The 10384-nt window shown below is 38.7% G+C and carries 8 protein-coding genes and 1 rRNA gene; 5 read left to right on the top strand and 4 right to left on the bottom strand.

Annotation, left to right across the window (positions count from 1 at the left end):
* Positions 1-443 precede the first annotated feature (443 nt).
* From A37Q_RS0109360 to A37Q_RS15150, 4 genes are all read right to left on the bottom strand, one after another.
* Entirely contained in the window at positions 444-1553 is a 1110-nt protein-coding gene (locus A37Q_RS0109360) for an anhydro-N-acetylmuramic acid kinase (RefSeq protein WP_018300016.1), read from the bottom strand.
* Between the two features lie 13 nt (positions 1554-1566).
* Complete coding sequence (locus A37Q_RS0109355; RefSeq protein WP_018300015.1) at positions 1567-1950, bottom strand: hypothetical protein; 384 nt, start codon at positions 1948-1950, stop codon at positions 1567-1569.
* Between the two features lie 102 nt (positions 1951-2052).
* Complete coding sequence (locus tag A37Q_RS0109350; RefSeq protein ID WP_018300014.1) at positions 2053-4653, bottom strand: [protein-PII] uridylyltransferase family protein; 2601 nt, start codon at positions 4651-4653, stop codon at positions 2053-2055.
* A 103-nt stretch (positions 4654-4756) separates the two neighbouring features.
* Complete coding sequence (locus tag A37Q_RS15150) at positions 4757-5641, bottom strand: prepilin peptidase (RefSeq protein ID WP_018300013.1); 885 nt, start codon at positions 5639-5641, stop codon at positions 4757-4759.
* A gap of 118 nt (positions 5642-5759) precedes the next feature.
* Here A37Q_RS15150 and pstC point away from each other — a divergent pair, with 118 nt between their 5' ends.
* The 5 genes from pstC to A37Q_RS0109310 all read left to right on the top strand — a co-directional run.
* A complete protein-coding gene (gene pstC, locus A37Q_RS0109340) occupies positions 5760-6779 on the top strand; it encodes a phosphate ABC transporter permease subunit PstC (RefSeq protein WP_035405114.1) in 1020 nt (339 codons plus the stop codon).
* Positions 6780-6788: 9 nt separating this feature from the next.
* Positions 6789-7619: a phosphate ABC transporter permease PstA gene (gene pstA / locus A37Q_RS0109335; RefSeq protein WP_018300011.1), complete on the top strand. Its 831-nt coding sequence runs from the start codon at positions 6789-6791 to the stop codon at positions 7617-7619.
* A gap of 19 nt (positions 7620-7638) precedes the next feature.
* Entirely contained in the window at positions 7639-8463 is an 825-nt protein-coding gene (pstB, locus tag A37Q_RS0109330) for a phosphate ABC transporter ATP-binding protein PstB (RefSeq protein WP_018300010.1), read from the top strand.
* 20 nt (positions 8464-8483) lie between these two features.
* Positions 8484-9563 (top strand): phosphate ABC transporter substrate-binding protein PstS, encoded by a 1080-nt coding sequence (pstS, locus tag A37Q_RS15145; RefSeq protein ID WP_018300009.1) that lies wholly within the window; start codon positions 8484-8486, stop codon positions 9561-9563.
* 717 nt (positions 9564-10280) lie between these two features.
* Positions 10281-10384: ribosomal RNA gene (locus A37Q_RS0109310) — 16S ribosomal RNA — on the top strand; the annotation flags it as partial.

The raw sequence follows: 10384 nt of genomic DNA, 5'->3' as shown, positions 1-10384 counted from the left end.
ATGCAATCTCAGCGGGAATGGGAATGAATCTTAAGCATGTGATGAGGTTATTGACACCTGTTTAGACATACCTGACACAGATTAAATGAGTCACTCTGGTAGATGGGTTGGGTATTTGTGTCCTGCATGTCACTGTTTGATTTATTTTTATCCAGAAGAAGCTGGCTCAACTCAATTAGGGCATATCTTTGAGTTTTGAAATAAAGTTCAGTGAACAATAAACACACAAAAACAATGTGAAAAGCTACTTTTTCAGGGGCGACTATTTTAGGCTGGTTGGAATCAACAACGAAAAAGAAACTCCTTTTTTTCCCTAAAAATATTGATTATATCTATGAGGAATGTATGCGTGACCCGGATAATGCAATTAATTTATTTTATCAGTATTTTTCAGTGATTCGTGCGCGTTAGTGTCCATGTAAAGCATGTTCAGTAATTGAAGCTTATTCACTTCGATGTAGTGTCCCTAATATATAAGGGCGGCTAGAACCTGTGATTTGCTGATAATCAAGCTCGATATTTGTGTCATAACAATAAGCCAGCCAAGCAAAACAAAGCGCCTCTATCCATGTGGCGTCAATCTCAAATGTATCACTCATCGTTTTTACTTGAGCTTGAGGTAAATAGCTTTGGATGAGTGATTTTAACAGCGTGTTTTTAGCGCCACCGCCGGCAAGATAGATAAACTTGCTATCACTTTGATGTTTTTTGATGGCTTCGGCAAGTGTTTTAGCACTCAAGGCATGGAGGGTATATTGTACATCCTCTGGGCGCATGCTTTGAGAGAGAAACTTTGACAACCAAGTAAGGTTAAAATACTCCAATCCCGTGCTCTTGGGTGGCAATTTTTGAAAGTAAGCATCTTGACACATAGCCTCTAACAAATCAGCTAATAGCGTGCCTTTGCTTCCCCATGCGCCATCTTGATCAAAGGCAAGTGATTTATGCTTTTGTATCCAAGCATCAATTAAAGTATTCGCAGGACCGGTATCAAACCCCAAAAGGCTGCCGTTGGTGTTTAAACAAGTAATATTGGCAATGCCGCCTAGGTTAACAATAACACTATTATATTCCTTATTGGAAAAATAGCGCTGGTGGAAAAGTGGGACAAGCGGTGCGCCCTCACCGCCAAGCGCAATATCTTTTTGGCGAAAGTTGTTAATGGTTTGGATGCCGGTTTTGGTTGCAATGAGATCTGCGTTGCCTATTTGTAGACTAAAGGGAGCCTCTTTGCCAGTGTGATGGCAGATGGTTTGCCCATGGCAGCCGATTGCACGAATATCTGCTTTGGCAATAGCGCTTTTCTCAATTAACTGATTAATCACACGACTATAGCTAAGTCCAAGCTGATAATCTAACGTGCCCAGTGTATAAAGTGAGCTTTGATAGTTGTTCTGATAAATACGCTGAATCTCTGCTTTGATACTGTCAGGGTAAGAAAAGCTTTCACAGGCAATGATTGTTGCTTTTTGATCTTTAAAATCAGCAATGACGCAATCAATGCCATCCATGCTGGTGCCGGACATCACGCCAATGTAATAGTTGTTAGCCATTTTTTGGGAGCCTTTAGTCGTGCTGGTTTTTCATTTTCGTATGCTTGATGGCGTTGATTAGTGGCCAGATGAACATGAAGATAAAGAGTAAAAGCGCGATGATGAAAAGCCCTTGAAGCCAAAAAGGGAAGCTTGATATCAATGAGATAGCATGTGTTAAACCTTTTTCTCCAGAGAGGTTTTTTGGAATGTAATTTGCAGAGACCATTGAAATGGATACAAGGTAAAATAAGGTGATAATATATAACAGGCCATACTGCTTATAATGGCGTATTTTACTGTATTTCAATTGTAATGCGATTTTGATTTCACTGTCTGTATTGCCATCAACGGTGCTTGAGAGTGTTTTGATCCAAAAAAAACCAAGGACAGTGGCATAAATTAAAAAGATGTACATAAAAGGGCATGTTTCTTCCTATTGTGATGCTGATACTATAACTTGAGTTTAGTGTTGAAATCTACAAAAATAGTGCTGGTGATTACAAACTTTTACAAATGATCATTCGCTTTGAAGCATCTCATAAAGTGCAGTTTCAAGCTGAGCGATTTTTGCTTTATTTGTGAGTTTTTTATCTTGTAAGTCACAAATGTAAAAGTGATCTTCTGCGCGAATGCCTGAAGTATAAATGCGTGCTCTTATAATCTTAAAACCATTGGATTCAAAAAAATGACACAGTTTCGCTAATAGCCCAACTTTATCCGCCGTTTTAATAACAACCTTATTATAAGTAAGCCATGAGGGTGACTCAATAGATACCTTGGTTGGAATGCGCGTGTGTTCGGGGATTTCAGCAGTTTTGGTTTCTTTATATTGATAATTTGCTAAGTCTTCATTTAGTGCTTTTGATAGATCATGTGCTATTTGTGTTAGCGCACTTTGTTGTGTAATGTTTTTTTGAGCAAAGGTATTGATGGTGAAATGATAGATCATTTGGTTTTCAAAAGGCTGAAAAATCTTAGCATCACGAATATTAAGCGCTTTGGATGAAAAAAACTGTGCGATAAAAGAAAGTGGGCTTTTCTCACTTAAGCCTGTGATCAGCATCATGCTTTGTTTGGTGTCGCTGTCATAGTGTGCATTGACAGTTAACTTGCCGTTTAAAATGCCTTCAGATGAGAGTATTTTGGTTTGCCAGCGCAGAACACTTAAAGGCTGCTCAAGAAAGTATCTTGCTGGAAGTTGATGCCAAATCGGTAAAATATTTGCAGCATTTTTACAGGTTAAGCCTTCTTTAAGCGTGTTTTGTAAGGTTTTAATCTCACTGTTTCGCGAGCGATTTTTTTCATTATTAAGGACATAAGTCACATTGTTATACAGGTTGCTGACAGCATTTTGTTGCCAGTCACGCCATAGAAGGTCATTGGTTGCTTTCATATCAGCAAAGGTTAAAATCACAAGGCTATCAAGGTATTTCTGCGTACGTACAAATTCGGCAAAATTCTCAATCACATCAATATCAAAAATATCCTGCTTTTTGATAGTAGATGACAAAGAAAGGTGATGCTCAATCAGCCATGCCCCTAAACGAATTTCATTGGCTTTAAGCTGCCATCTGATTGCATATTTTGTGAAAATTCGTGCCCCTGTAATTGAGTGATCCTTGCCGAGCCCTTTGCCAATGTCATGGAAAAGTGCTGCCAAATAAAGCACCTTGATATTAGGATGGTTTTGTATGCATTTATCAACAAGTGGAAAGCTCTCTTTATATTTATGCTCGCAAATATCACGGATATTATTCACCGTTTCAATGGTGTGGCGATCAACGGTGTATTTATGATAAAGATCAAATTGCATCTGCCCCTTTGCTTGAGAAAACTCAGGAATAATCGCCTCCAAAAGCCCAATATCGGTCATAAGGCTAAGTGCTGATTTGAGGTTATAGGGTGATGCGAATAAATCAAGAAAATCGCTTTGAAGCTTTGTGTTATCAGCGATTTCTTTTAATGAAGTGGTTTCAATAAGATGATGAATATTGCGAAGGATGTTGGCATCGACCATCAAAGCATGGTGGTGTTGGCACAGATAATAAAATGGCTCAAGTAGCGAATCGATATTTCTTGGATAGCTTTTATCGCTACTGCAAATTGTGTTTGCATGAAGAGATAGATGATCATTTATCTTGCTTGGAATTTCATTTTCAAAATGCTGTGATATGCCAGATAAAATAATACGATTAATCAGCTTTATATCGCGAATGATTTGATAATATCTCTGCATAAATTTTTCAATGCGCGCGTTAGCAGTTGCTTCTTTTTCAGCGGATGGACAAAAAAACTTTGCCACTTCATCTTGTGCATTTAACAATAAGCGATCTTCATCACGTTGATGCAAAATATGTAGATAAAAGCGAATGGCGCTCAAAAAACGATGTGCTTTTTTAATAAGCTGCATCTCATGGGCTTGGATATATCCATGATCAACAAGAAAAGCGAGTGCTTTATTGGGGTGAATATAGCAAAATAGCCAGTGAATCATTTGCAAATAGCGCAGATTGCCAATAGTCTTTTTTAAATCAGGCTGCTGATTAATCGGGTATTTTTTATCTCGTTGCAGTTGTTCGTGATATTTGAAATCAAAAAAGCTTTGAATATTTGGCAGGTTCTTTTTATCAGCAAGAAGCTTTTCAAGTGATGCAAATAGTGTTTTATCTCCAGTAATGAGCCTTGCATCCAAAAGTGCGGTTAAAAACTCATAGTGATGTTGAATATCCGCTTGCAAACTTTGTAATGTATGGACGATATAGCCAAGTTTGACAGGGAGTGATTGCAGGACATCGATAAAGGAAAGTAGTGCTGTATTTTTAAGCGCCTCTTCATCTTTGGCAAGAAATAAAATATCTAAATCCGAATAGAGTGATCTTTCTTTTCGCCCATAGCCACCAATGGCAATTACACTGATATTTTCCAAGTGTGGATAAAAGCTTTCAATGAGCGTATCAACTTTTCTGTTATAACTTAAAAGCACCTTATAAATAGAGTGTTTTTTATTTAAAAAAGCCTCTGAAGCAGAATCAATAATCTCTTGAAATTGTGACTTAATCAGAGATTTTTGCTCACTTAGATCCTTTTGATTATGCTCTATAGTTTGCTTTTTATTCATTATTGAAGCTTAAAAAGTTTAGGTGCTTATAGAAAGTATACCAGTAATACTGTCGTCAGGCTAAGAGTCAGTGGTGTATTCATTGAGCAATGCCAACACCACCTTAATTATGCAAAAAATAGTAGAATAATGTAAAAAATGGTAGATAGAGCGCCGCAAGAAAATAAGTTGAGAAAAAGATATAGAATGTGACAGCGATTGCAATTGCCGTTCCAAAGGGGATGTATTGATAGTTTTCCTTTTGTGTATACATTAATATCAGCGAGATGAAGATGCCAATCAGGGCGCTAACTAAGAGAATAAGTGGCAGCATATAAACCCCCACCCAAGCGCCAATTGCGCTTAACAACTTAAAATCTCCATAGCCAAGGCCTTCTTTTTTGCGAATAATTTTAAAAAGCCAGTAGATTACCCACGGGAGTAGATAGCCTAATATTGCGCCGGCTATTGCTGAGCCAATTGAGTTCGCCAGAGGAAATTTTATGCTAGAAGTATTAATGATAAGGCCTAACCATAAAAGGCTTAAGGTTAACGCATCAGGGAGGAGGTAATGTTTTAAATCAATGACAAAAAGTGTGATCAGATAAAAATATAAAATACAAAGTGACATGCTGATCGCGCTGAAATTAAATTGCCAGATAATTAATGTCGCGCCAAGTGCGCTTATGAGCTCTACCATTGGATGTTGAAAGGAAATTTTCCCTTTGCAATAAAAACACTTTCCTCGAAGCAGAATGAAACTTAAAAGTGGAATGTTCTGCCAAAAACGAAGTTTTTTATGGCAATAAGCACAGCTTGATGGACGTAAAAGGTTATCTTTTTTTTGCTGATCTATTGGCAAAGAGAGTATCTCGCAGGCATCTTTTTTAGCTTGTTCTTCTATCATTTTAGGTAGTCGGTCAATCACAACATTTAAAAAGCTGCCGATGCAAAGAGAGATAATAAATACAAGAAAAAGTACAATACCAGTAGCAGGAATGACGCTCATATTGCTTCCCTTTAAGGTTTCGAGGTACTTTGAGTGTATACCAATTTTTTAAAGAATGCTGAGCAGATATAAAAATGAAAAGAAAATAGTGTGACCTGTAACATTTCTGTAACAAAGTTTGACTATACTGACACTTCAAGATGATGAGATATTAAAGAGATGGGTTATTTTGAGGCGAAGCGGTGATCGAAATTTCTTGAAATTAGCGCTAATTATGGCGTTTTTAACGCTAGTTATTTTTGTGCTTTTGTTGGTTAGCTTGGTGGTGTTTAGCTGGCCAAGTATTCAAAAGTTTGGTATTTCTTTTTTATGGTCAAATAATTGGAATCCTGTTACCGAAGAGTTTGGGGCGCTTGCTGTTATTGTCGGCACATTGGTGACTTCTGTCTTAGCGCTTATTATTGCCATTCCTTTTAGTCTTGGGATTGCGCTTTTAATCGATGAGCTGTTACCTCGGAAAATAGGTCAGGTGCTCGCGCGGATTATTGAGCTTATGGCAGGTATTCCAAGTATTGTATATGGGATCTGGGGGCTTTTTGTACTTCTGCCGTGGGTGAAAGAGATTCAAATGTGGCTTATGCCACTCTCAAACAGCTGGCAAGCAAAGTTTGATCTTCTAGCGCAACAGGGTTCTATCTGGGCTTATTTTGAGCCGATTGTCATGTTTTTTATTCGTAGTCTCCCAACAGGAAGCAGTGTGTTTGCAGCGAGTATTATTCTTGCTGTCATGGTTATTCCACTTATATCTTCTGTGATGAGAGATGTGATAGGCTCAGTGCCTGAAGTAACGAAAGAGGCCGCATTTGGCACAGGGGCAACAAGATGGGAAGTGACAAAAAAGATTATTTTTCCATTTGCCGCTCCAGGCATGATTGGGGCAGTTATTTTAGGGTTTGGTCGAGCGCTGGGTGAGACGATGGCTGTTACCTTTGTGATTGGTAATGTGCATGCGCTTAAGGGGCTTTTTATGCCAAGTGCGACCATTTCATCTTCAATTGCCAATGAGTTTAATGAAGCTTTGGGCACATTGTATCCAGCAGCGCTTGTTGAAACAGGGCTTATTCTCTTTATCATCACGCTTGTTGTACTTATTTGCTCTCGCGCTATCTTAAAGCGTTACCGATCGTCTGCAAAATAGGGGAGTATTATGGCGAAAATTGGAAAAATCTCGACAAAACGCAAACTCAAAGCAAAGATCTTTGTCGTTTTATGTTGGCTTGCGGCCATTATTAGTGTGTTGGTGTTATGTAATGTTCTTTATGAGCTTTTGGTCAGAGGGGTTCATTCACTAGGCAGCTATGTGTTTACGCATGATACAAGAGAGCTAGGTCTTCGAAATGCAATTATTGGCTCTGTGATGCTAACAGTGGGGGCGATTGTCATTGCAACACCTATTGCGATTTTAACGGCAACCTTCTTTGTTGAATACAAGCAATTTAGAAGAACCATTAAAGTCCTTCGTTTTTTGAATGATATGATGCTGAGTACACCTTCTGTGATCATTGGTCTTTTTATTTACACGTTGATTGTGGTCTATACCAGTTTTTCTGGCTATGCAGGGATTATCGCATTGGCATTAATTGCTATGCCGATGATTACACGAGCTGCAGAGGATGTGCTTTATCTTGTCTCGCCCATGCTTAAAGAGTCAGCTATCGCACTTGGTGTGCCAAAGTGGCGCGTTATTTTAATGGTGGTATATCGCTCAGCAAAAACCGGTCTTATTACAGCGGTGGTGCTGGCCACAGCAAGAGTGATGGGTGAGAGTGCGCCTTTGTTATTCACTTCAGCGAAAAATAGCTTTTTAAGTTTTAACCTAGGTCAAGCTATAGAAAGCTTGCCTGTGATGATTTTTGAAAATGCCATGCAGCCTTATCCTGAATTTCAGCAGGTAGCATGGACAGCGGCGCTTATTATTACTGCACTTGTATTATTAATGAATTTAAGTGCGCGCTGGCTGGCAAAAGATAAAAAATAGACGATGATTAAGGTGCAATATGCAGCAAGTAATAGAAGTAGCAACGAAAGAAAAAAAGCAACATTTAAATGATAATGGCAGGTTGAGTGTGGTGGATCAAAATTATTTTACGGTAAAGCATCTTGATTTTTACTATGGCGCAGCAAAGACGCTTCATAATATTAACGCAAGCTTTGAACGCAATAAAATTACAGCGTTGATCGGTCCGTCAGGTTCAGGAAAATCAACGCTTTTGCGTGCACTAAATCGTATTTATGAGCTTTACCCTAAGCAAAAAGCGACAGGTGAGATTTTGCTTGAAGGACAAAACCTACTTGATAGTTCAGTTGATTTAAATCAGCTAAGAAAAGAGATCGGGATGGTGTTTCAAAAACCAACACCCTTTCCGATGAGTATTTTTGAGAATATTGCCTTTGCGGTTCGTCTGCATGAGAAGCTATCTAAATCAGAGATTGCAAACAGGGTTGAAGAGTCACTTAAGAAGGCCGCTCTCTGGGATGAAGTGAAAGATAAATTGCACCAACCTGGGACAAAGCTGTCAGGTGGTCAACAGCAGCGCCTTTGTATTGCCAGAACCATTGCAGTTAAACCTGAAATTTTACTGTTAGATGAACCAACTTCAGCGCTTGATCCTATTTCAACGAAAAAGATCGAGGCGTTGGTTACAGAGCTTAAAGAGCACTATACCATCATTATGGTGACACATAACTTAAAACAGGCTGAGCGCTTATCAGATAATACAATGTTTATGATTGATGGTGAGATTGTTGAATATCAATCGACAAAACAGTTTTTTGGTGCACCGAAGGATGCACGGACTATTGATTATATTAGAAACGAGTGATAATCCATTAAGGGGAAGAAATGAAGATGATTAAAAGTCAATTAAAAGCCAAGTTTATTAAACCTATTGGAGTGATTGCTTTAATGGCAGCATTAGGTTTGACACTTCAGGCATGCAGTAAAGAGGGCAGTGCAGAGAGTGCAAATAAAACCTCAAGCGCAATGATTATGGGTTCAGGTTCAAGCTTTATTTATCTTGCGATGTCACGCTGGGCAAATAGCTATTATGAAAAAACAGGCGTACAGATAAACTACCAGCCTGTAGGCTCTGGTGGAGGACAAAGGCAAATTTTTGCAGGCACGGTTAATTTTGCAGCCTCAGATCAGCCATTAAGTAATAAAATGCTAGACAAACACCAACTAATACAATTCCCGGCAATTATTGGTGGTATTGTGCCAGTTGTGAATATTCCGGGGATTAAATCTAATGAGCTCGTATTAAGTGGCAAAGTGCTGGGCGATATTTATTTAGGCAAAATTAGCTATTGGGATGATGCTGCTATTAAGGCGCTTAATCCAAATGTGAAACTACCACATGCAAATATTATTACCGTTCACCGTGCTGATGGCTCTGGTACAACATATAACTTTGCTAAATATTTGTCGACCGTCAATGCTGATTGGAACAAAAAAGTCGGTGTTGATACTTCTCTTCAATGGCCAGTTGGTATTGGGGCAAAAGGTAATCAAGGGGTTGCAGCGCAAGTGCAGCAAGTTGAAGACTCTATTGGCTATGTTGAATATGCCTTTGCTAAAACGACTAATATTCCAACGGTGAAAATGATCAATAAAGATGGCAAAACTGTGGCACCAAGCTTGAAGAGTTTTGCTGAGGCTGCTAAATATGCCAACTATAGCCCAAAAGATAATTATAATCTGATCTTGGTAGATCAGCCAGGCAGTCAAAGCTGGCCAATTGTTGCAACCACTTTTGTTTTAATGCCAAAAGCAGGCAAAGCAGGCGTTAATGCAAAAATTAAACAGTTTTTTGAATACGCTTATTCAGAGAAAGGAGCTGAAGTTGCTAAGAAGTTAGATTATGTTGGAATGCCAGAGAATGTGATTCAATCAGTTGAAAGTTATTGGCAGCAGGCAAAATAGCCGAGAATTATCTTGGCTTAGGAAAATAGCGATCTTTATCATTAGGAATGACTTTTTGGTCACTCGTTGCATGTGTAAATAAAGTGCTTGAAATCAAAGTGCTAAGTTTCATGGTATAACTCCCAAGCTCCAGATTGTGATCTAGAGTAGATGGTTTTCTGATAAGTAGATTTATGCTCTATTCATTTATTGCATAAGCGTTGGGGGTTGTGTGTTAGTGCTTGCGTAACCTGCAGTACCTGGGGGATATCCGTCTGCATAAGAAGTAGAGACGGCACCAGCAAGTGTTGCTACGATCAGGGTAGAAGCGATAAGTTTTTTCATGTTGTTCTCCAAGTATTATCTTTTAAGGTATTTCATTTTATCTAAGCAGTTGGTTTTTTAACTGCTTGAGATGAGCTTATCAATCTGATGGATTAAAGTCTGTTTCATCTGTGTAACAGTTGGTATTGTTTTTGATACATGGGTTTAGGGTGATTTTGCTGTATTTATACTCAAATTTGCTGTTGTTCTGATCGATTTGAAATAATTTCCAAAAAAGTTGTTTAAAGGGGTTGCTGAGTTGGGATTGATGTGTATAATAGCCCCTCGTTGCCAGCGAGAATGGTTGCTGGGATAAGATGTTTAAAGAGATAGAAATTGTAGATACTTGAATACTTTGAGGATTAAGTAATTGCGAGGTTATGTTGGTTTATGCTGATATAATCTTAAGGATATAAACTGAAGAGTTTGATCCTGGCTCAGATTGAACGCTGGTGGTATGCTTAACACATGCAAGTCGAACGGACTTGTTAACCTGCTTGCAGGTTAACGGTTAGTGG

It is taken from the genome of Fangia hongkongensis FSC776 = DSM 21703 (genome assembly GCF_000379445.1).
Taxonomy (GTDB): domain Bacteria; phylum Pseudomonadota; class Gammaproteobacteria; order Francisellales; family Francisellaceae; genus Fangia; species Fangia hongkongensis.
This window is presented reverse-complemented; position numbering and strand designations above follow the sequence as displayed.

Coding starts and splice junctions, on each gene's coding strand:
- pstB (WP_018300010.1), top strand. CDS start 7,639: ATGCAGCAAGTAATAGAAGTAGCAACGAAAGAAAAAAAGCAACATTTA.
- A37Q_RS15150 (WP_018300013.1), bottom strand. CDS start 5,641: ATGAGCGTCATTCCTGCTACTGGTATTGTACTTTTTCTTGTATTTATT.
- A37Q_RS0109350 (WP_018300014.1), bottom strand. CDS start 4,653: ATGAATAAAAAGCAAACTATAGAGCATAATCAAAAGGATCTAAGTGAG.
- pstS (WP_018300009.1), top strand. CDS start 8,484: ATGAAGATGATTAAAAGTCAATTAAAAGCCAAGTTTATTAAACCTATT.
- A37Q_RS0109360 (WP_018300016.1), bottom strand. CDS start 1,553: ATGGCTAACAACTATTACATTGGCGTGATGTCCGGCACCAGCATGGAT.
- A37Q_RS0109355 (WP_018300015.1), bottom strand. CDS start 1,950: ATGTACATCTTTTTAATTTATGCCACTGTCCTTGGTTTTTTTTGGATC.
- pstA (WP_018300011.1), top strand. CDS start 6,789: ATGGCGAAAATTGGAAAAATCTCGACAAAACGCAAACTCAAAGCAAAG.